Origin of the sequence: Streptomyces katrae (assembly GCF_000717655.1) — a bacterium.
Lineage (GTDB): Bacteria > Actinomycetota > Actinomycetes > Streptomycetales > Streptomycetaceae > Streptomyces > Streptomyces katrae_B.
This window is the reverse complement of sequence record NZ_JNZY01000013.1, coordinates 61,641-81,924: the sequence shown is the minus strand read 5'-3', so window position 1 is coordinate 81,924 and position 20,284 is coordinate 61,641. Positions and strand designations below refer to the sequence as shown.

At 71.5% G+C, this 20,284-nt stretch carries 16 protein-coding genes and 1 tRNA gene; 8 read left to right on the top strand and 9 right to left on the bottom strand.

From position 1 onward, the window contains the following. The first annotated feature begins 344 nt into the window (after positions 1-344). Both IF09_RS0118270 and IF09_RS0118265 read left to right on the top strand, forming a co-directional pair. On the top strand, positions 345-1,730 hold the full coding sequence (locus IF09_RS0118270) for an NAD(P)/FAD-dependent oxidoreductase (protein WP_030296962.1): 1,386 nt from the start codon (positions 345-347) through the stop codon (positions 1,728-1,730). A 197-nt stretch (positions 1,731-1,927) separates the two neighbouring features. Further along, the gene (locus IF09_RS0118265; RefSeq protein WP_030296961.1) at positions 1,928-3,325 is read left to right on the top strand and encodes an SAM-dependent methyltransferase; all 1,398 of its coding nucleotides are present in this window, start codon (positions 1,928-1,930) and stop codon (positions 3,323-3,325) included. 114 nt (positions 3,326-3,439) lie between these two features. Here the strand turns inward: IF09_RS0118265 and IF09_RS0118260 are convergent, their stop codons facing one another. Together IF09_RS0118260 and IF09_RS0118255 are read right to left on the bottom strand one after the other, a co-directional pair. Continuing rightward, positions 3,440-5,992, bottom strand: coding sequence for an ABC transporter permease (locus IF09_RS0118260; RefSeq protein WP_030296959.1), 2,553 nt, complete (start codon positions 5,990-5,992; stop codon positions 3,440-3,442). 59 nt (positions 5,993-6,051) lie between these two features. Further along, the gene (locus IF09_RS0118255) at positions 6,052-6,825 is read right to left on the bottom strand and encodes an ABC transporter ATP-binding protein (RefSeq protein ID WP_030296958.1); all 774 of its coding nucleotides are present in this window, start codon (positions 6,823-6,825) and stop codon (positions 6,052-6,054) included. Between the two features lie 481 nt (positions 6,826-7,306). Between IF09_RS0118255 and IF09_RS0118250 the strand changes: the two genes are divergently transcribed. Beyond that, positions 7,307-7,386 (top strand) — tRNA-Leu (locus IF09_RS0118250). Between the two features lie 134 nt (positions 7,387-7,520). Then, entirely contained in the window at positions 7,521-8,369 is an 849-nt protein-coding gene (locus IF09_RS0118245; protein ID WP_030296956.1) for a Bax inhibitor-1/YccA family membrane protein, read from the top strand. Positions 8,370-8,496: 127 nt separating this feature from the next. Here the strand turns inward: IF09_RS0118245 and IF09_RS0118240 are convergent, their stop codons facing one another. Continuing rightward, entirely contained in the window at positions 8,497-8,727 is a 231-nt protein-coding gene (locus IF09_RS0118240) for a DUF4287 domain-containing protein (RefSeq protein WP_030156482.1), read from the bottom strand. Positions 8,728-8,833: 106 nt separating this feature from the next. On the opposite strand from IF09_RS0118240, the gene IF09_RS0118235 reads away from it, so the two are divergent. Next, on the top strand, positions 8,834-9,199 hold the full coding sequence (locus IF09_RS0118235) for a hypothetical protein (RefSeq protein ID WP_030296955.1): 366 nt from the start codon (positions 8,834-8,836) through the stop codon (positions 9,197-9,199). Here the strand turns inward: IF09_RS0118235 and IF09_RS0118230 are convergent. The 3 genes from IF09_RS0118230 to IF09_RS0118220 form a co-directional block, all read right to left on the bottom strand. Continuing rightward, on the bottom strand, positions 9,183-10,022 hold the full coding sequence (locus IF09_RS0118230) for a hypothetical protein (RefSeq protein ID WP_030296952.1): 840 nt from the start codon (positions 10,020-10,022) through the stop codon (positions 9,183-9,185). The genes IF09_RS0118235 and IF09_RS0118230 overlap by 17 nt on opposite strands. 546 nt (positions 10,023-10,568) lie before the next feature. Continuing rightward, complete coding sequence (locus IF09_RS0118225) at positions 10,569-11,789, bottom strand: acetyl-CoA C-acetyltransferase (protein ID WP_030296951.1); 1,221 nt, start codon at positions 11,787-11,789, stop codon at positions 10,569-10,571. A gap of 194 nt (positions 11,790-11,983) precedes the next feature. Beyond that, the gene (locus tag IF09_RS0118220) at positions 11,984-13,042 is read right to left on the bottom strand and encodes an SGNH/GDSL hydrolase family protein (RefSeq protein ID WP_037635294.1); all 1,059 of its coding nucleotides are present in this window, start codon (positions 13,040-13,042) and stop codon (positions 11,984-11,986) included. Between the two features lie 122 nt (positions 13,043-13,164). On the opposite strand from IF09_RS0118220, the gene IF09_RS0118215 reads away from it, so the two are divergent. Next, the gene (locus IF09_RS0118215) at positions 13,165-14,550 is read left to right on the top strand and encodes a cystathionine beta-synthase (protein WP_030296949.1); all 1,386 of its coding nucleotides are present in this window, start codon (positions 13,165-13,167) and stop codon (positions 14,548-14,550) included. A gap of 369 nt (positions 14,551-14,919) precedes the next feature. Here the strand turns inward: IF09_RS0118215 and IF09_RS0118210 are convergent, their stop codons facing one another. Then, entirely contained in the window at positions 14,920-15,285 is a 366-nt protein-coding gene (locus IF09_RS0118210) for a hypothetical protein (protein WP_030296948.1), read from the bottom strand. Between the two features lie 192 nt (positions 15,286-15,477). Between IF09_RS0118210 and IF09_RS0118205 the strand changes: the two genes are divergently transcribed. After that, positions 15,478-16,320: a MurR/RpiR family transcriptional regulator gene (locus IF09_RS0118205; protein WP_030296947.1), complete on the top strand. Its 843-nt coding sequence runs from the start codon at positions 15,478-15,480 to the stop codon at positions 16,318-16,320. Positions 16,321-16,458: 138 nt separating this feature from the next. Here IF09_RS0118205 and IF09_RS0118200 read toward each other — a convergent pair whose 3' ends face one another. Continuing rightward, on the bottom strand, positions 16,459-16,929 hold the full coding sequence (locus IF09_RS0118200; protein ID WP_030296946.1) for a hypothetical protein: 471 nt from the start codon (positions 16,927-16,929) through the stop codon (positions 16,459-16,461). Positions 16,930-17,121: 192 nt separating this feature from the next. Then, positions 17,122-18,486 carry a diaminopimelate decarboxylase gene (locus IF09_RS0118195; protein WP_037635291.1) on the bottom strand — a complete coding sequence of 455 codons (1,365 nt, stop codon included), beginning with the start codon at positions 18,484-18,486 and terminating at the stop codon, positions 17,122-17,124. 104 nt (positions 18,487-18,590) lie between these two features. On the opposite strand from IF09_RS0118195, the gene hutU reads away from it, so the two are divergent. Then, on the top strand, positions 18,591-20,255 hold the full coding sequence (gene hutU, locus IF09_RS0118190) for a urocanate hydratase (protein ID WP_030296944.1): 1,665 nt from the start codon (positions 18,591-18,593) through the stop codon (positions 20,253-20,255). Positions 20,256-20,284: the final 29 nt, after the last annotated feature.

Here is a 20,284-nt window from a genome sequence, read left to right as displayed (position 1 = left end):
CAGAAAGTTCGTGAAGTTCTTCACAAGGAAAAGGGGCCTGATGGGCCCCGGGAAGGTCTCTTTGGGGGGCTCCCGGGGCTCGCGGGCCTCTTTTTCGTCGGCGTTCGTGCGTTTCGAGGGCGCGGTCCGGCCTCGTCGGTAGGTATCCACCAACCCGGTGGTCTACTCCGCTTATGGGCTTGGAGGCCAGTTCAGGACGGGTGAACAACGACTCCCGTTACACCCTGGTTCCCCTTCGGCGCCATGACCTCCGTCACGTGGGCCGCGCAGTGTAGCAGAGGCTTTCCGGCACCTTGTGAAGGGGCTCACGAGCGGCACCCCTTTGGGTGCTGGATACTCGTTCCATGAGCACCACGGAGCGTCCCAGGATCCTCGTTGTAGGAGGTGGGTACGTAGGCCTGTACGCGGCCAAGCGGATCATGAAGAAGATGCGCTATGGCGAGGCGACCGTCACGGTCGTCGACCCGCGGTCGTACATGACCTACCAGCCCTTCCTCCCCGAAGTGGCCGCAGGCAGCATCTCGCCTCGGCACGTCGTCGTCCCGCTGCGACGCGTGCTGCCCAAGGCAGAGGTTCTCACCGGCCGGGTCACCAGCATCGACCAGGACCGCAAGGTCGCCGTCGTCACGCCGCTCGTCGGCGAGGCGTACGAGCTGCCTTTCGACTACCTGGTGATCGCGCTCGGCGCCGTCTCCCGCACCTTCCCGATCCCCGGCCTCGCCGAACAGGGCATCGGCATGAAGGGCGTCGAAGAGGGCATCGGCCTGCGCAACCACGTCCTCGAGCAGCTCGACAAGGCCGAGTCCACGACGGACGAGAACGTCCGCCGCAAGGCCCTCACCTTCGTCTTCGTCGGCGGCGGCTTCGCCGGTGCCGAGACGATCGGCGAGGTCGAGGACATGGCCCGCGACGCCGCGAAGTACTACACCACCATCAAGCGCGAGGACATGCGCTTCATCCTGGTGGACGCGGCCGACAAGATCCTCCCCGAGGTCGGGCCCAAGCTCGGCACCTGGGGCAAGGAGCACCTCGAGTCCCGCGGCATCGAGATCTACCTCAGCACCTCCATGGACTCCTGCGTGGACGGCCACGTGGTGCTGAAGAACGGCCTCGAGGTCGACTCCGACACCATCGTGTGGACCGCAGGCGTCAAGCCCAACCCGGCGCTGGCCCGCTACGGCCTGCCGCTCGGCCCGCGCGGCCACGTCGACACCGCCCCGACCCTCCAGGTCCAGGGCACCGACTACATCTGGGCCGCGGGCGACAACGCCCAGGTCCCGGACGTCGCCGCCCGCAAGGCCGGCGTCGAGAACGCCTGGTGCCCGCCGAACGCCCAGCACGCGCTGCGCCAGGCCAAGGTCCTCGGCGACAACGTCATCTCGGGCATGCGGGGCTTCCCGCAGGCCGAGTACTCGCACTCCAACAAGGGTGCGGTGGCGGGCCTCGGCCTCCACAAGGGCGTCGCGATGATCGTCATGGGCAAGACGAAGATCAAGCTCAAGGGCCGGCTCGCCTGGTACATGCACCGTGGCTACCACGGCATGGCCATGCCGACCTGGAACCGCAAGATCCGCGTCTTCGCCGACTGGACCCTCGCCATGTTCCTCAAGCGCGAGGTCGTCTCCCTCGGTGCGCTCGAGACTCCGCGCGAGGAGTTCTACGAGGCCGCCAAGCCGGCGCCGGCGCCGGCCGCCGCGGCAGCCCCCGCCGCGAAGGCCAAGGCCTCCTGACCCGGGCCTGACCGGCAACACCTCCAGCACGTCCCCGAAGGGGCCGCCCGCCATCCGTGGTGCGGGCGGCCCCTTCGGCGTTCCCGGAGGCCCCCTCGGCGGGATCCTCCGGCGACCCCGCCGATGGAGCGGTCTTCGATTGACGGATCCCGGAAGTGGGTAGGCCGTTCGGTCGGATCGTTCTGGAGGTGCCTACGATGACCGACGCCGCGCCGCGGCTGGCCGCTCTTGCCGAGACACTGCTGGGCGCCCCCGTGCCCGTCCGGATTCGCGCCTGGGACGGCAGCGAGGCAGGACCGCCCACCGGCCCCACCCTGGTGCTGGCCAACCGGCGCGCCTTGCGCCGTGTCCTGTGGCGACCGGGTGAACTGGGCCTGGCCCGTGCCTGGGTCGCCGGCGACCTCACCGTCGAGGGCGACCTGTTCGAACTGCTGGACCGGGTGGCCGGCCTGCTCTGGGAGCGGGATCCCGCCACCGCCACCGCCACCACCCCCGAAGCCGAGCCGGCGGTCCGCCGCTCGGGGCTCGGCAAACTCGCCGCCCTGCGCCCGCACCTGCCGCACCGGGCGACGACGGGCGCCGCCGGGACCGCCGCGCTGCTGCGCGACCCCGCCGCCCGGTCCGCCCTGCGCGACCTCGTCGCGCTGGCCCGGCCGTGGCCGGCGCCCGCTCCGCCGCCGGAGGAGGCCCCCCGCCGCGGCGGCCCGCTGCACACCAAAAGCCGCGACCGGCAGGCGATCAGCCATCACTACGACGTCGGCAACGAGTTCTACGAGCACGTGCTGGGCCCGTCGATGGTGTACTCCTGCGCCTACTGGAGCCCCGGCGCCACCCTGGAGGACGCCCAGCGGGACAAACTCGACCTGGTCTGCCGGAAGCTGGGCCTCGAGCCCGGCCTGCGGCTCCTCGACGTCGGCTGCGGCTGGGGCTCCATGGCCCTGCACGCGGCCCGGGAGTACGGGGTCCGCGTCACCGGTGTCACCCTCTCGCGCGAACAGGCCGTGTACGCCCGCAAGCGGGCCGCGGAGGAGGGCCTGGCCGACCGGGTCGACATCCGGATCCAGGACTACCGGGACGTCAAGGACGGCCCGTACGACGCCATTTCGTCCATCGGCATGGCCGAGCACGTGGGAGCGGAGCGCTACCGCGAGTACGCCCGCACCCTGCACGGCCTGCTGACCCCCGGCGGCCGGCTGCTGAACCACCAGATCGCGCGCCCGCCGGAGCCGGACGAAGAGGCGTACCACGTGGACGAGTTCATCGACGCCTATGTCTTCCCCGACGGGGAGCTCTCCCCGGTGGGCACGACGGTGGGCGAGCTGGAACGCGCCGGGTTCGAGGTCCGCGACGTGGAGGCGCTGCGCGAGCACTACGGGCTGACCCTGCGCGCCTGGGTGGCCCGGCTGGAGGAGCACTGGGAGGAGGTCGTACGGCTGACCTCGCCCGGGCGGGCCCGGGTCTGGCTGCTGTACATGGCGGCCTCGGCGCTGGGCTTCGAGCACGGCCGGCTCGGCGTCAACCAGGTCCTCGCCGTGAAGCCGGCGGCGGCCGGCCGCTCGGGCCTGCCGCTGCGGCTGCGCACCTGGGGCGCGTGAGCCCGGTACGGCGGGTCCCGTACCGCAGGTCCCGTACTGCAGGTCCCCGCACGAACGGGAAGGGCCCCGGGGCACGCCCCGGGGCCCTTCCGTGTCCCTGCGAACCGCTCTGCGCTACTCCGTCTTGATGGCGGTCAGCATGTTCAGCCGGGCCGCGCTGCGGGCCGGCCACATGGCGGCCAGGACGCCGACCACGGCGGCCAGCAGGAGGAAGATGCCGATCCGGTCCCACGGGAGGATCAGTTCGTAGTTCGGCATGGCCTTCGCCAGCGTGGTGCCGACCGCCCAGGCGAGGAAGATGCCGATGGCGACGCCCAGGGCCGCTCCGAAGAGCGAGATCACGACGGCCTCCAGGCGGATCATGTTCTTGACCCGGCCCCGGTCGAGACCGATCGCCCGCAGCATGCCGATCTCCTGGGTCCGCTCGAAGACGGACATCGCCAGGGTGTTGACCACACCGAGCACCGAGATGATCAGGGCCATGCCGAGCAGGCCGTACATGACGTTCAGCATCGTGTTGATCATGCCGCCCATCTCGTTGCGCATGTCCTGCTGGGTGGCGACGGTGATGGCCGGGTTCTTGCCGAGGGCGTCGATGACCTTCTGCTGGCCGGCCTTGGACGCCCCGCCGTCGACGTTGACGTACACCTCGCGGACGTACTGCTCCTCGCTGTGCTCGCCGAGGATCTTGTCGTCGATGACGTACGGGGAGAGCAGGCCCTCCATGTCCTTGTAGACCGCGCCGACCTTGAGGGTCGCCTCCCGGCCGTCGTCGTACCGCACCTTGAGCGTGGAGCCGACGCCGAGGTCCTGCTTCTTCGCGGTCTTCTCGGCGACCAGGATCTCGCCCTTGCCGAGGGAGTCCACCGAGCCGCTGACGGTCTCGATGTTCAGCAGCTGGCCGATGGCGGCCGGGGTGACACCGGAAACCGACCGGAAGTCCTCGCCGACCTTGAAGTAGCCACCCGTCTGCGGGGAGACGGCCTTGATGCCGGGCGCCTTGGCCAGGGTCTCGGCCACCGACTTGTCGAGGCTGCCCATGTCGTCGGCCATGGAGACCTTGTAGTCCGCCTTGAGCTTTTCCGTGCTCATGCGGTCGACGACCTTGCCCACGGTGATGCCGAGCACCGACAGGGTGGTGACCAGGGTCAGGCCGATGGCCAGGGACGCGGCGGTGACGGCGGTGCGGCGCGGGTTGCGGACGGCATTCTGGGAGGCCAGCTTGCCGGGGATGCCGAACACCTTCTGCAGCAGCGGGCGGACGGCCCCGATGACCGGCTTGGACAGCAGCGGCAGCAGCACGATCATGCCGATGAGCATGAAGAAGGCGCCCGCGCCGATGGTCATGCGGCCGTCGTCGCCGCCCATGGACACGCCGAGCACGACCAGGCCGATGCCGAGGAGGCTGATGACGGAACCGAGGACGTTGCGCAGGACCAGGGACTTCGCGGTGGCCGGCAGGTGGGCGCTGCCCATGGCGGCGACCGGGGCGATCCGGCCGGTGCGCCAGGCCGGCAGCACTGCGGCGATCGTCGTGACGAGGACGCCGATGACCAGGGCCGCGACGACGGTGCCCGGGGCGATCACCAGGCCACCGCCCGGGAGTTTGGCGCCGAAGGAGCCGATCAGGGAGCGCATGCCGACCGCGAGGCCGATACCGCTGATCAGGCCGACGGCGGCGGACACGGCGCCGACGACCAGGGCCTCGGCGAGCACCGAGCGCATGACCTGGCCGCGGTGGGCGCCGACGGCGCGCAGCAGGGCCAGCTCCCTGGTGCGCTGGGTGACCAGCATGGTGAAGGTGTTGTAGATCAGGAAGATGCCGACGAAGAGCGAGATGCCGGCGAAGACGAGCAGCATGGTGCCCATTTGGCCGAGGCCCTTCTCGATCTCCTTGGCCTGCTCCTTGGCGAGCGCCGCACCCGTCTGCGCCTTGGTGTTCTTGCTGTCGACCAGCGGCTTGATGTCGGCCAGCAGCTTGTCGGCGGACGTGCCGTCCTTGGCACCGACCGACATCTCCTGGAAGTAGCCGGGCTTGAGGTAGAGGTCCTGGGCGACCTTGGTGTCGAAGAGCACCAGGCTGCCGCCGGCCTGGACGGCGCCGTCCTCGGTGGTGAAGACACCGGCGAGGGAGTACTCCTTGACCGGGCCGTTGGTGGCGACGCGGACCTTGTCGCCGACCTTGTACCTGCCCTTGTCGGCGGTCGCCCTGTCGAGCGCGATCTCGTCGGCCTTGGCCGGACCGGCGCCCTGGGTGAACGCGTAGCGCGGGTCCTTGCCGTCCTTGACGGGCGTGTAGTTGGCGCCCTGGTTGGACCAGCCGGAGCCGATCAGCTTGCCGTTCTCGTCGCCGACGCCGGCGAAGCCGGAGACGCGCCCCGAGACGGAGGCCACGCCCGGGAGCGCCTTGACCTTGTCGAGGGTCTGCTGGCTGAGGCCGGGCTCGCCCTCCTTCTCGCCCGCTGCGTTGCGGCCCTGGCCGTACGAGGTGACGGAGACGGCCACTCCCTCGTAGCTCTTGGCGGACTGGCCTGAGAGGGACTTCTTGAGGGTGTCGGTGAAGACGAGGGTGCCGGATACGAAGGCGACGCCGAGGGTGACGGCGAGCACCGTCATCAGCAGCCTGGCCTTGTGCGCGAGGACGTTGCGCAGGGCGGTACGGAACATGGTGGAGGAGTCCAGGATGTCGTGGGTCAGCGGAGGAGGACTGGCGGAGGGGCAGTCCCTCAGCTGGTGCGGCCCTTGGCGTCGAAGGCCTTCATGCGGTCGAGCACGCCGTCGGCGGTGGGGCTGAGCATCTCGTCGACGATGCGGCCGTCGGCGAGGAAGATGACGCGGTCCGCGTAGGAGGCGGCCACTGGGTCGTGGGTCACCATGACGACGGTCTGGCCGAGCTCGCGGACGGAGTTGCGCAGGAAGCCGAGGACTTCGGCGCCGGAGCGCGAGTCCAGGTTTCCGGTGGGCTCGTCACCGAAGATGATCTCGGGGCGGGAGGCCAGGGCGCGGGCCACGGCCACGCGCTGCTGCTGGCCGCCGGAGAGCTGGGTGGGACGGTGGCCGAGCCGGTCGGAGAGGCCGACCATGCTGATCACGTTGTCCAGCCACTGCTTGTCGGGCTTGCGGCCCGCGATGTCCATCGGCAGGGTGATGTTCTCCAGCGCCGTCAGGGTCGGCAGCAGGTTGAACGCCTGGAAGATGAAGCCGATCTTGTCCCGGCGCAGCTGGGTCAGCTGCTTGTCCTTGAGGGTGCCGAGCTCCGTGTCGCCGATGCGGACGGAGCCGGCGGAGAAGGTGTCCAGGCCGGCGACGCAGTGCATCAGCGTGGACTTGCCGGAGCCAGAGGGCCCCATGATCGCGGTGAACTGGCCCTGCCCGAAGTCCACGGAGACGTTGTCGAGGGCGACCACCTGGGTCTCGCCCTGGCCGTACACCTTGGAGAGGCCGGTCGCCCGGGCGGCCACGGCCTGGGTGGTGCGGGGGGCGTAGTTCATGGTGGTCACGGAAGCGACTCCTCGGGCTGCGGACCGGGGTGCGGTCTGCTGATCGGCGGGACCCTTCCATCGTCGCCGCGCCCGTGGCGCCGGGGATCAGCCGCGGTGCCCGTTCCCTGGCCCACTGGAGTCTGATCGCGGGGCGTCCCGCCTCCTCCTCTGGTATGACGGCCGGCCGGGCGGCACTCAGGGGCGGACCGGGTGCCCGGCGTGCCCGGGGGCGGGGCGCGCGGCCCGGGGTGGCCCGGGGTGGCCCGGGGTGGCGGGAAGGGTGGCGGGCCGGGTGGCGCGAGCCATCGAAATCCCGTCATTCCCGTTTCGGGCGTGATCGCCGCCCGTAACGGGCCCACCGCGTGTTCTCGCTCCTGACGGACCCTCAAGCGCCAATAAAATCAGACAACATCGGATAGAGGCCCCGCTTGCGACCTGGGCGTTCCGGATAGGCTCGGCGCAGCGTTCAGTGCTTTTTGTACGGGAGCCGCTACGCCCTGCCCGGATGGTGGAATGCAGACACGGCGAGCTTAAACCTCGCTGGCTTAGGCCGTGCCGGTTCAAGTCCGGCTCCGGGCACTCCCGCACCTTCCCGATATCTCCGGCGCTTCGCCGTGCCTTCTCCTAAGATCCTCCTCGAGCGGTAGGGTGCTTTCTTTGCGAGCGCATTACTCTTGTTGCAAGGCCGCGCACGGTGGCCATGGAGGAGTGAGATGAGGAGCAGCAACCCGGTCTTCTCGCGACGGGGGTTCAGCCGCGACAGCGGGGGCTACGCGGGCTTTGACGCGCAGCACCAGCAGGCCGGGACCAACCCGTACGCGACGAATCCTTACGCCACCGACGTGACCACCGGCATGCCGCAGGCGCCCGCGCGCGCCGGCGTCATGACGATGGACGACGTCGTGAGCCGTACGGCCATGACGCTCGGCACGGTCATCCTCACGGCGACGATCGCGTGGATCGCCATGCCCGTCGACCCGGCGAACGTCGGCAAGTCGTACGGCGTCGCCATCGGCGCCGCGCTCGTCGCGATGGTCCTCGGACTCGTCCAGAGCTTCAAGCGCAAGGCCTCCCCGGCGATCATCCTGGGCTACGCGGCCTTCGAGGGCTTCTTCCTCGGCGTCATCAGCTCGGCCACCAGCACCTACCTCGGTGCCGGCGTGGTCATCCAGGCCGTGCTCGGCACGATGTGCGTGTTCGCCTCGGTGCTCTTCGCGTACAAGATGCGCTGGATCCGCGTCACCCGCCGCTTCTACGGCTTCGTGATGGCGGCCGCCATGGGCTTCATGCTGCTCATGGTCGCGAACCTGCTGTTCTCGGTCTTCGCTGGCGGCGACGGCCTCGGCTTCCGCAGCGGCGGCCTCGGCATCCTGTTCGGCATCATCGGCGTCGTCCTCGGCGCCTGCTTCCTCGCCCTGGACTTCAAGCAGGTCGAGGACGGCATCGCCTACGGCGCGCCGCGCGACGAGGCCTGGCTGGCGGCCTTCGGCCTCACGCTGACCCTGGTGTGGATCTACCTGGAGCTACTGCGCCTGTTCCAGATCCTCTCCGGCGACGACTAGTCGTACCGGCACCCTCTGCACGGAGTGGGGAAGGCCCCGCGAGCTCACCGCTCGCGGGGCCTTCCCGCGTCTCGGAGGGGGTACGGGGTCGGGGGCGGGGGATCGAGGGGCAGGGACGGGGGAGGGCTCAGCCGAACTTGCGGGCGGCCCTGCGCAGGTCGTACTCGTGGATGATCGCCTTGGCCTGGCCGTACGAGAGCTCGTGCGCGCCGCGCAGCCAGCTGACCTTCTCCTCGAACCGGACGAGGGAGGGGCCGTCGTCCACCGTGCGGAGCCAGTCGGAGACTTCACGACCGGTGGTCTGGGGGATTCTGTCGATCATGTTCCGGTGGGTCTGCTCGGAGAACTCTACGGACATGGGCGCCTCCGGAGGTATCGCCGTGCTGTGCTGTTCTCTTCACGCCACCGTGCCGGAGAGTTCGCCCGTTGGCAATGGTGCCGCGGCGGCGCGTAAGGTCGGCCGGGTGCTTGATACTTCGCCTCTGACCGCCGCCGTGGAACGTTTCGCCGACCGGCTGCGGGCCATGCCGCAGAGCCGTCTCCGGCAGGGGGCCGCCGCCGAGGCGCTGGAGCTGGCCCGGGAGCTCTCCGTACGGGCCCAGGTGCTCGAGGCACCGGAGCGGGCCGAGGGGGCGGCTCCGGCGCGGAACATGCCCGACGCGGGGGTCTTCGTGGTCGGGGACCAGGTCGCGGTGGCCGGGCTGGACCTCGCGGAGGCGCTGGGCGCCGCCGCTGCCGAGGAGGCCCCGGAAACCGCGAAGGCCCCGTCCGAGATGCTGGACGAGGCCGTGCGGCTGGTGGAACAGGCGGAAGTCAGAGCGACGCGATGACGCGGTCCGCGAGGATGTAGACGTTGTTGTCCGGGTCCTGGGAGTCACCGCAGGAGAAGGTCAGCGCATAGGCGCCCGAGATGCCCGAGCCGCCCAGCAGGACCGGCGCGGTGCCCGAGCGCAGGGCCTCGGCAAGGCGCTCCGCCGTCTCCCGGTGGCCCGGCGTCATGCACAGCGTGGTGCCGTCGGTGAAGACGTACACGTCGAGCGTGCCCAGCGGGCCCGGGCGGACGTCGGCGAGAGCCGTGCGGGCCTCCGCGAGCTCCTCCAGGCGGCTGACCGTGCGCTCGTGGTCGGCGCCGGGGGCCGAGGCCTGGACCGGTACGAAGTCGGGGTGCGAGGGGTGGCGCCGGCGGGCGGCGGCCAGCTCGGCGGAATCCTCGGGATAGTCGTCGGCCGCCTCGTCGCCGAGCACCGGCTCCAGACCCACGAGGTCCGCCTGGCGGGGCAGGAAGACGGCCGGGCCGTCCTCACCGAGCCCCGGCAGGCCGCCCAGCAGGGAGGCAGGGGGCTCCCCGGCGAAGCGAGGGGAAGCGTCGGCGGCGTCACGGGCCTCCTGCGCGGCCCAGAAGGCCCGCGCCTCGGCGAGCTCGCGCTCGCGCTCCTCGGCCAGGGCCTCGGCCACGGCGGCTCGTATCTCGGCGGCGGGGGAATGCACGGCACTGCGGGCGTGCGGGACGGTCGCACCGCCGCGGGCGTGGGCCGGCGTGGCCAGCTCACCGCGGAGGGCCGACACCTGCTTGCGCAGGCCGTGTACAGCGTGCAGCGCAGCAGCGCCCACGGCCGCGGCGGCGGCCGTGGTCAGCAGCAGGGCAAGAGACATGGCGCTCACTGACTAACTCCTGATTGATTCGATCCCCCGACTTCCTACATCAGAGTGTCCCGACCTGGGAATGGCGTGCAGTGCATTACGTCACGAATTGGACAGGGCTTTGGTCACACCGGGGGAGTGCGGATACGCCCTGACCTGGGGAAACGACAAACCCCCAGGACAAAGGTCACATCCTGGGGGAGATTCGGTCACAGGTCGGCCGCGACGGGATTGGAATCGGTGTCAGTACGCCGCAAGGGATCAAGCGAATCCCTTGCGGCGCCTGGACGCACGGCTGCGGGCAGGTGCCGCCGCTCGTTCCTCGCGACGACCCCTACCCTCCGCTCCGGCTCAGCTCAGCCGCTCTCCTCCATGGGTCGCGCTGACCTTCGCCACCGCTGCGGGCAGGTGCCGTCGCTCGTTCCTCGCGACGACCCCTACCCTCCGCTCCGGCTCAGCTCAGCCGCTCTCCTCCATGGGGTCGCGCTGACCTTCGCCACCGCTGCGGGCAGGTGCCGCCGCTCGTTCCTCGCGACGACCCCTACCCTCCGCTCCGGCTCAGCTCAGCCGCTCGATGACCATGGCCATGCCCTGGCCGCCGCCGACGCACATGGTCTCCAGGCCGAACTGCTTGTCGTGGAACTGCAGGCTGTTGATCAGCGTGCCGGTGAGGCGGGCACCGGTCATCCCGAACGGGTGACCGACGGCGATGGCCCCACCGTTGACGTTCAGCTTCTCCAGCGGGATCTCCAGGTCCCGGTAGGAGGGGATCACCTGGGCCGCGAAGGCCTCGTTGATCTCGAACAGGTCGATGTCGCCGACGGTCAGGCCGGCGCGCTTCAGGGCCTGCTTCGACGCCTCGACCGGGCCCAGGCCCATGATCTCGGGGGACAGGCCGGTGACGCCGGTGGAGACGATCCGGGCCAGCGGCGTCAGGCCCAGCTCGCGGGCCTTGGTGTCGCTCATGATGACCAGCGCGGCGGCGCCGTCGTTGAGCGGGCAGCAGTTGGCGGCCGTGACCAGGCCGTCGGGGCGGAAGACGGGCTTGAGGCCCTGGACGCCCTCCAGGGTGACGCCGGCGCGCGGGCCGTCGTCCGTGGAGACGACGGTGCCGTCCGGGGTGGTGACCGGGGTGATCTCCCGCTCCCAGAAGCCGTTCTTGATCGCGGCCTCGGCGAGGTTCTGCGAACGGACGCCGAACTCGTCCATGTCCTGGCGGGTCACGCCCTTGAGGCGGGCCAGGTTCTCGGCCGTCTGCCCCATGGAGATGTACGCGTCGGGGATCAGGCCGTCCTCGCGCGGGTCGTGCCAGTCGCTGCCCTCGCTCTGCGCGACGGCGGCGGTACGGGCCTCGGCGTCGGCGAAGAGCGGGTTGTGCGTGTCCGGCAGGCCGTCGGAGGAGCCCTTCACGAACCGGGAGACGGTCTCGACGCCGGCGGAGATGAAGACGTCGCCCTCGCCCGCCTTGATGGCGTGCAGCGCCATGCGGGAGGTCTGGAGGGAGGAGGAGCAATAGCGGGTGATCGTGGTGCCGGGCAGGTAGTCCATGCCCATCTGCACGGCGACGATACGCGCGAGGTTGTGCCCCTGCTCGCCGCCGGGGAGGCCGCAGCCGAGCATCAGGTCGTCGATCTGGCGCGGGTCCAGCTCGGGGACCTTGGCGAGGGCAGCCTGGATGATCGTGGCGGTCAGGTCGTCCGGACGGACGTCCTTGAGCGAGCCCTTGCCGGCGCGCCCGATGGGAGAGCGGGCGGTGGAAACGATGACGGCTTCGGGCATCGGGACTCCAAGGGGTACGTCGTTGCGGGACCGCATGCGAAGTTACCGCCCCGTACGGTCGAGGTCACCGGCTTCGGCATGTGATGCCGGTCGCTCCGCGGGTTCAACGCCCGGCCCCCCGTCTCCTGTTCCGCCCCGCGCCGGCGCGGGCGGGCCCGGTCCCGGGGCGGGCACCGGGCTCCGCCCGGAACGGGTCAGGTGCCGGCCACCTGGGAGCCCGGGACCGGGTCCGGGTCGGGCGGGGGCGTGGAGACGTCCTCGGTCGGGACGCGGCGGCGGCGACGGTGCTTGAGGAGGGCCCACGGCCCGCGTGCGGCCGTGACCTCGGTGCCCGCCAGCCCGGCAGCGGCAGACGCGGCCTTGGCCACCGGAAGCATGTCCTCGTGGCGCGAAACCTCCAGCCGGTCCGACTCCGGCCACAGGGCGAGCGCCGCGCACAGGGTGGGGAGGACCGCCATCGCGGCGGTCGCGTACCCCTCCGCCGACGGGTGGTACGAGTCCGGGCCGAACATCTCCCGGGGGTTCGCCGCGAACTCCGGACCCAGCAGGTCCCCCATCGAGACCGTACGGGCCCCCAGCGCGACGACCCCTATGGTCTGCGCGGCAGCCAGCTGGCGCGAGACCCGCCGGGCCAGCCACCGCAGCGGCTGGTACACCGGCTCGATGGTGCCGAGGTCGGGGCAGGTCCCGACCACCACCTCGGCGCCCGCGAGCCGCAGCCGGCGTACCGCCGAGGTGAGGTGGCGCACCGACTGCGTCGGCGGCATGCGCCGCGTCACGTCGTTCGCGCCGATCATGATCACGCACACGTCCGGCGGCGGCAGCTCGCCGTCCAGGAGCAGGCCCGACTGGCGCTCGAGGTCGTCGGACATGGCCCCGGAGACGGCCACGTTGCGCAGCTCCACCGGCCGCTCCGCCACCGCCGCCAGCCCCGAGGCCAGCAGCGCGGCCGGGGTCTGTCGGGCCCGGCGTACGCCGAGTCCGGCGGCCGTGGAGTCGCCCAGCATGGCGAGCCGCAGTGGGACGGTGCCCGGTTCCAGCCCGGCCCCGGGTCTGCCGAATTCGCTCCCGTACAGCCCGTCCGCCCGCGGCGGATCGCCCAGTGCGGTGCCCACCGTCCGCTTGGCGAACTGGACCTCCGCCAGCACCAGCCCCACGGCGGCGGCTCCGACCAGCCCGAGCCCGCCGCCGCCGTACGCCGCGCCCGCCGCGATCCGGCGGGCCGTCCTCGCCCTGGACACCTCTCGAGCCACCTCGCTTCGCTGCCTGGCCTCGATGACCTTCCTGCCCCGTACTGCCGGTCGCCCAATCCCTTTCCGCATAGTCTGGCCGGACCTCCCGGAGAACCCGTGGAGTCCCCTCCCTGGAGAACATGGTGCAATTCCACGACTCGATGATCAGCCTCGTCGGCAACACCCCGCTGGTGAAGCTCAACCGTGTGACCGAAGGCCTGCAGGCCACCGTCCTTGCCAAGGTCGAGTACTTCAATCCCGGCGGATCCGTGAAGGACCGGATCGCCGTCCGGATGATCGAGGCCGCCGAGCAGAGCGGTGCCCTCAAGCCCGGCGGCACCATCGTGGAGCCGACCAGCGGCAACACCGGCGTAGGACTCGCCATCGTGGCCCAGCAGAAGGGCTACAAGTGCATCTTCGTCTGCCCTGACAAGGTGTCCATGGACAAGATCAACGTGCTGCGCGCGTACGGCGCCGACGTGGTGGTCTGCCCGACGGCCGTCGACCCCGAGCACCCGGACTCGTACTACAACGTGTCCGACCGCCTCGTCCGCGAGACCCCGGGCGCCTGGAAGCCGGACCAGTACAGCAACCCGAACAACCCCCGTTCGCACTACGAGACCACCGGTCCCGAGCTCTGGGAGCAGACGGACGGGAAGATCACCCACTTCGTCGCGGGCGTCGGCACGGGCGGCACGATCTCGGGCACCGGCAACTACCTCAAGGAGGTGTCCGGCGGCAAGGTCAAGGTCATCGGCGCCGACCCCGAGGGCTCGGTCTACTCCGGCGGCTCCGGCCGCCCGTACCTGGTCGAGGGCGTCGGCGAGGACTTCTGGCCGACCGCGTACGACCCGAACGTCACCGACGAGATCATCGCGGTGTCCGACAAGGACTCCTTCCAGATGACCCGCCGCCTCGCCAAGGAGGAGGGCCTCCTCGTCGGCGGCTCCTGCGGCATGGCGGTCGTCGCGGCGCTGAAGGCCGCCGAGGGGCTCGGCCCGGACGACGTCGTCGTCGTCCTGCTGCCGGACAGCGGCCGCGGCTACATGAGCAAGATCTTCAGCGACGAGTGGATGGCCGGTCACGGCTTCCTCGAGGAGGCGGGCCCCGCGGCGCGCATCGGCGACGTGCTCGCGGACAAGGAGGGCGCCATGCCGTCCCTGGTCCACATGCACCCCGAGGAGACCGTGGGCGAGGCCATCGAGGTGCTGCGCGAGTACGGCGTCTCGCAGATGCCGATCGTCAAGCCCGGCGCCGGCCACCCGGACGTGATGGCCGCCGAGGTCATCGGCTCGGTGGTGGAGAAGGAGCTGCTGTCGGCGCTGTTCGCGAAGCAGGCCTCGCTCTCCGACCCGCTCGAGAAGCACATGAGCAAGCCGCTGCCGCAGGTCGGCTCGGGCGAGCCGGTGTCGGAACTGATGTCCGTACTGGGCGAGGCGGACGCGGCGATCGTGCTGGTCGAGGGCAAGCCGACCGGCGTGGTCAGCCGTCAGGACCTGCTGGCGTTCCTCGCGAAGGGCGCGAAGTAGCCGCTGCCGGTGGCGGGGTGACGTGGTGTCGGCAGTCGTGTCGGCATGTCGCGCAAAAGGTACGGGCCCGTCATGTGGTGGCAGCACCGGCTTAACACGGCTCCGGCACAGTGGTGGTTGTCGGCAGGAGCGCAAACGCCCCGGCCGGCACCACCGAACGGCGTTGGCGTGAATCCGGAGCGGCTCCCGGACCGCGCGGACGCCACGGACGCGGCCGGCCCTGACCCGGCCCGTGTCCTTCGCGGGGACCGCCGTCGTCCCGCCCCTCGCACTCGCGAGGGTGCGGCGGTCCCCGCGCACACCTCTTCACGGGGCTCGGCCCGCCTCCGGGGCGCTCGTGCCTGGTGGCTCGCTCGCCCTTCGCAGCGGTCAGGGGCGGTGGCGGAAGGATTTGGCGGCGTGGACGAAGTTCACGCCGACGACGCCCGCCCAGGCGACCAGCAGGCCCTTGAACCCCGCCTGCGTGGCGCCGATGGCCGACAGCGGGATCGCCAGGACCAGCGTGATGATCGCGAAGCCGAAGCGTTCGCCGAAGGTGCCGTCCAGCGGCGCCGGTGCGCCCCGGCCCCGGCCCCCGCGGACGGCGGCCAGGCGTTCCTCGGCCAGCCGGCGGCGGACCTGGGTGTCCACCTTCTCCACGAAGGAGTCCACGAGTGCGGCCTCGTAGTCCGGCCCCAGCTCGCGCCGGGCGTCCAACGTCGCGTCGAGTTCCTTCTTCAGCTCCTGGGACTCCATGCGCCCAGGGTAGGAACGGGCGCCGGCCGCAGCACTGGGGGTAGCCCCCGTATCCCCGGGCCGTCGTCGCCCGTATCCCCGCTCCCTCCTCGACCCGGGCCGTCTCGCGGAGCGGTCCGTGGCTTGCCGTGCTGCATAACCGCATGCAGAGTGCTCGATGACTGAATAATCACGGGGACGGAGGGGGTCGGGATGAGCGACAGCCCGGCAGCGCGGCTGCAGAAGCTGTTCGAGGGGCACCGGCTGACGCCCACCCAGCGGCGGATCGCCCACTGCATGGTCCGGGGCGCGGCGGACGTACCGTTCCTGTCGAGCGTGGAGCTCGCCGAGCTGGCCGGGGTGAGCCAGCCCTCGGTGACCCGTTTCGCGGTGGCGCTCGGCTTCGACGGATACCCGGCGCTGCGCCGGCACCTGCGCGAGGTGGCTCCCGCCGAGCGCGCCGAGGCTGCGCAGGAGGACGCGTACAACGAGTACCAGCAGGCCGTCCAGGGCGAGATCGAAAACCTGCGGCAGCTGTCGGCGATGCTGGCCGACCCCTCGCCGGTCGAGGAGGCGGGCCGGGTGCTCGCCGCGTCCACGCCGTTGCCCGTGCTCGGACTGCGGGCGGCGTCCTCGCAGGCGCGGGGGTTCGCGTACTTCGCCGCCAAGGTGCATCCGGACGTACGGCTCCTCGACGAGGGCGGCTCGATGCTCGCCGACCGGATCGACGCGGCCGCCGGGGCCGGGGCCTCGGCGCTGCTGTGCTTCGCGCTGCCGCGGCATCCGCGGGAGGTGGCGGAGGCGCTGGACCACGCGCGGGCGGCCGGACTGAAGGTGGTGACGGTCGCGGACTCGGCGTTCGCCCCGGTGGCCCGCTCCTCGGACCTGCTGATCCCGGCGCCCGTCGGGACGGGACTGGCCTTCGACACGGCGTGCGCGCCGATGCTGCTGGGCCGGGTCCTCCTGGAGGCGATGGCGGACGCCCTCCCGGACGCCCAGGCCCGCCTGGAAGCCTTCGACGCCCGGGCGGCGGCGCGGGGGCTGTTCGTGGAGTAGGGGCTCCTGCGCCGGAAGCCGCCGACCCGCGTTCCCCGCGCCTGCCGCCCCGCCGGGGCCGGGCAGCGGAGCGCGGGCGCGGAAGGGCGCGGCTCCTGGGGGAGTCGCGCCCTTCGTGGGTTCCGGGGACTGGCGGGGTCAGACCGCGAGCTCGATGGTGGAGCTGCCCGTGCCGCCCGGGACGGGGGGCTTGGGCTGCCGCGCCGCGCACTGCTCGGGAGTGTCGACTCCGAGGCAGAGCTGCGATCCCATCGGGACCTTGACGGTGCCGTCGCCCTTCGGCAGGGGCTTTCCGTTGACGCACAGCCCCGGGGCCGCCTTCGGGTCGTTGCAGTAGCTCTCCGGAACCACGCCGGACTCGGAGTCCGCCGGCTTGGAAGGAACCTCGCCCTCGCCTGCGGGGTTCTCGTCGGACCCGACCTTGTCGTTCTTCCCGTCCTCGCCCCGGCGGTCCTTGTGGTCGTCGCTGCCGCGGTCGGCCGGGAGGGTGATCGCATGCGGCGTCGCCGGGGCGGCGAACGCGCCGGTGGGGAGCAGTACGCCTCCGGCGGCCAGCGAGGTCGAGGCGGTCAGCAGCGCGAGACGCAGGGTGCGGGAGGTGAGAGACATGGGAGACCTTCCAGGGGAGGGAGGGGGGAGTGGGTCACCGGTTCTGCGTGAGCCCGTGCATCCAGTAAGCCCCGGCGGCCGGATCGCGTCATGACCCTGGAATTCGTGACTTGACGGATTTCGGTTGATTGGGTAGCTGTCCATGTCGCAAGGACGACTGCCGCCCCGCCCCGTCCCGCAGACCGACGGCCATCAGTCGTCCACCCGCACCAGGGCCTCCCCCAAGTCGCCGCCCGCCTCCGTCACGATCGACGCCGCCGACTGGGCCGGGCGGACCGGGGTGAAGCGGACCGCGCCCGAGCGGGTCGTCGTGTAGCCGTGGACGGCCGGGCGCGGGAGGCTGTTGTAGCCGTAGTGGGCCGTGAAGAAGTACGCGCCCGTGTCCGGGACGCCGATCAGGTCCCCCGGGGCCAGCTCCGGGAGCTCCCGGGCCGTGGCCAGCAGGTCGCCCGCGAAGCATGCCGGGCCCGCGATGTCCTGGGCGACCGGGGGTCCCGTCTTCGGGGTGCCCTTCGCGTCGTACGGCAGGATCCGCAGCGGCCACGCCGCCGGTGCGTAGACCGTACGGGTCGCCAGCTGGACCCCGGCGTGCGTGAGGGCGATGGGGCGGCCCCCGGTGGTCTTCGTGTACTCGACCCGGGAGAGCGTCAGCCCGTGCTTGGCCAGCAGCGACCTGCCGAACTCCGTCACCAGGCCGTAGCGGCCGCAGAACAGCGCCGGGACGGCCTCGCGGAGGGCCGCCACGTACTGCGCGTACGTCGGGCTCTCGGCGTCCGACGCGAAGTTCACCGGCAGGCCACCGCCGATGTCGAGGGTGTCGACCTGGCGGCGGCCGGCCGCGGCGTTGATCTCCTCCGCCAGGGAGTGGAGGGCGCGGACCCCTTCCGCGATCAGGGGCAGCGGTACGCCCTGGGAGCCCGAGTGGGCGTGCAGCCGGGTCAGCCACGGCCGGTCCAGGAAGGCGCGTACGACCCACTCGCGCGCCCCCGGATCCCGTAGCGCGATCCCGAACTTCGACGTCGCGGTGGCCGTGGAGAGGGCGTCGATCGTGCCCGCGCCCGTCTGCGGGTTGATCCGGATCCCCAGAGGGGCCGTCGTGGGGGCCTCGGCGACCAGGGCGTCCAGGCGTTCCAGTTCCTGCCGGTTGTCGGCGTTGACGGCGATCCCGAGCGCCAGCGCCTCGCGCAGCTCGGCCACCGTCTTGGCGGGGGAGTCCAGAACCGTCCGCTCCGGCTCGACCCCGGCCGCCCGGGCCAGCGCCAGCTCGCCGGGGCTCGCCACCTCGCAGCCGAGGCCGCAGTCCGCGAGCAGCCGCAGCACCGGCACGAGCGGGCAGGCCTTCACCGCGAAGGCGTGCAGGACGGGGGTGCCGGGTGTCAGCGCGCCCGCGAAGGCGCTGGTCAGGGCGTCGGCGGAGGACCGGATCCCGGTCACGTCCAGCAGGCAGACCAGCGGCTCCGCAGCGTCCGCCCCGCCCACCAGACCCTGCTCGACCGCGGCCCGTACGGCCATGTCCCGGCGCGTCACCGCGTTCCTCGCGTGCATCTCGGCAGGCATGTCCGTCAGCCAATCATCCGGCGGGTCGGCCCGCAGCTGTTGACTGAATCTATTCAGGAAGCCAGGATGTGAATAGATTGACCAACATCGGAGGAGGCACCGCCATGTCAGGACCCCGCCCCGTACGTGCTGCGCGAGGCACCGAGCTCAGCACCCTGGGATGGCAGCAGGAAGCCGCCCTCCGGATGCTGCAGAACAACCTCGACCCCGAGGTCGCCGAGCACCCCGACAAGCTCGTCGTCTACGGCGGCACCGGCAAGGCGGCGCGCGACTGGCGCTCCTTCGACGCGATGGTCCGTACCCTGCGGACCCTCAAGCAGGACGAGACGATGCTCGTCCAGTCCGGCCGCCCGGTCGGCGTGATGCAGACCCACGAGTGGGCGCCGCGCGTGCTGCTCGCCAACTCCAACCTGGTCGGCGACTGGGCCAACTGGGAGGAGTTCCGCCGCCTGGAGCACCTCGGCCTGACCATGTACGGCCAGATGACCGCCGGCTCCTGGATCTACATCGGCACCCAGGGCATCCTGCAGGGCACGTACGAGACCTTCGCGGCCGTCGCGGCCAAGAAGTTCAACGGGACCCTCGCCGGCACCATCACCCTGACCGCCGGCCTCGGCGGCATGGGCGGCGCCCAGCCGCTGGCCGTGACGATGAACGACGGCGTCGCGATCTGCATCGACGTCGACCCGCGCGCCATCGAGCGCCGCATCGAGCACCGCTACCTGGACGTCAAGGCCGACAACCTGCGGCACGCGCTGCAGCTCGCGGTCGAGGCGCGCGACGCCCGCAAGCCCCTCTCCATCGGCCTGCTCGGCAACGCGGCCGAGCTGCTCCCGCAGATGCTGGCCGAGGGCGCCCCGATCGACATCGTGACCGACCAGACCTCGGCCCACGACCCGCTCGCGTACCTCCCCGTGGGCGTCGACTTCGACGACATGGCGGCGTACGCGGCCAAGGACCCGGCCGGCTTCACCACGCGGGCCCGCGAATCCATGGCCAAGCACGTCGAGGCCATGGTCGGCTTCATGGACGCCGGCTCCGAGGTCTTCGACTACGGCAACTCCATCCGCGGCGAGGCCCAGCTGGCCGGCTACGACCGCGCGTTCGCCTTCCCCGGCTTCGTCCCGGCGTACATCCGCCCGCTGTTCTGCGAGGGCAAGGGCCCGTTCCGCTGGGCGGCCCTGTCCGGCGAGGCCTCGGACATCCACAAGACCGACAAGGCCATGCTCGAGCTCTTCCCGGAGAACGAGTCGCTGCACCGCTGGATCAAGATGGCCGGCGAGCGCGTCCACTTCCAGGGCCTGCCGGCGCGCATCTGCTGGCTCGGCTACGGCGAGCGCGACAAGGCGGGCGAGCGCTTCAACGAGATGGTGGCCGACGGCACCCTCGCCGCCCCGCTGGCCATCGGCCGCGACCACCTCGACTGCGGCTCCGTCGCCTCCCCGTACCGCGAGACCGAGGCCATGCTCGACGGCTCCGACGCGATCGCCGACTGGCCGCTGCTCAACGCCATGGTCAACGTCGCCTCCGGCGCCTCCTGGGTCTCGATCCACCACGGCGGCGGCGTCGGCATGGGCCGCTCGATCCACGCGGGCCAGGTCACCGTCGCCGACGGCACCAAGCTCGCGGGCGAGAAGATCCGCCGCGTCCTCACCAACGACCCCGGCATGGGCGTCATCCGCCACGTCGACGCGGGCTACGACATCGCCGAGTCGGTCGCGGACGAGCGCGGCGTCCGGGTCCCCATGCGCGAGGGCGACGACGCGTGAGCGACAACCCCGCAGGGGCGACCTCGTTC

Coding starts and splice junctions, on each gene's coding strand:
- hutU (WP_030296944.1), top strand. CDS start 18,591: ATGTCAGGACCCCGCCCCGTACGTGCTGCGCGAGGCACCGAGCTCAGC.
- IF09_RS0118205 (WP_030296947.1), top strand. CDS start 15,478: ATGAGCGACAGCCCGGCAGCGCGGCTGCAGAAGCTGTTCGAGGGGCAC.
- IF09_RS0118195 (WP_037635291.1), bottom strand. CDS start 18,486: ATGCCTGCCGAGATGCACGCGAGGAACGCGGTGACGCGCCGGGACATG.
- IF09_RS0118200 (WP_030296946.1), bottom strand. CDS start 16,929: ATGTCTCTCACCTCCCGCACCCTGCGTCTCGCGCTGCTGACCGCCTCG.
- IF09_RS0118265 (WP_030296961.1), top strand. CDS start 1,928: ATGACCGACGCCGCGCCGCGGCTGGCCGCTCTTGCCGAGACACTGCTG.
- IF09_RS0118230 (WP_030296952.1), bottom strand. CDS start 10,022: ATGTCTCTTGCCCTGCTGCTGACCACGGCCGCCGCCGCGGCCGTGGGC.
- IF09_RS0118240 (WP_030156482.1), bottom strand. CDS start 8,727: ATGTCCGTAGAGTTCTCCGAGCAGACCCACCGGAACATGATCGACAGA.
- IF09_RS0118225 (WP_030296951.1), bottom strand. CDS start 11,789: ATGCCCGAAGCCGTCATCGTTTCCACCGCCCGCTCTCCCATCGGGCGC.
- IF09_RS0118270 (WP_030296962.1), top strand. CDS start 345: ATGAGCACCACGGAGCGTCCCAGGATCCTCGTTGTAGGAGGTGGGTAC.
- IF09_RS0118260 (WP_030296959.1), bottom strand. CDS start 5,992: ATGTTCCGTACCGCCCTGCGCAACGTCCTCGCGCACAAGGCCAGGCTG.
- IF09_RS0118210 (WP_030296948.1), bottom strand. CDS start 15,285: ATGGAGTCCCAGGAGCTGAAGAAGGAACTCGACGCGACGTTGGACGCC.
- IF09_RS0118245 (WP_030296956.1), top strand. CDS start 7,521: ATGAGGAGCAGCAACCCGGTCTTCTCGCGACGGGGGTTCAGCCGCGAC.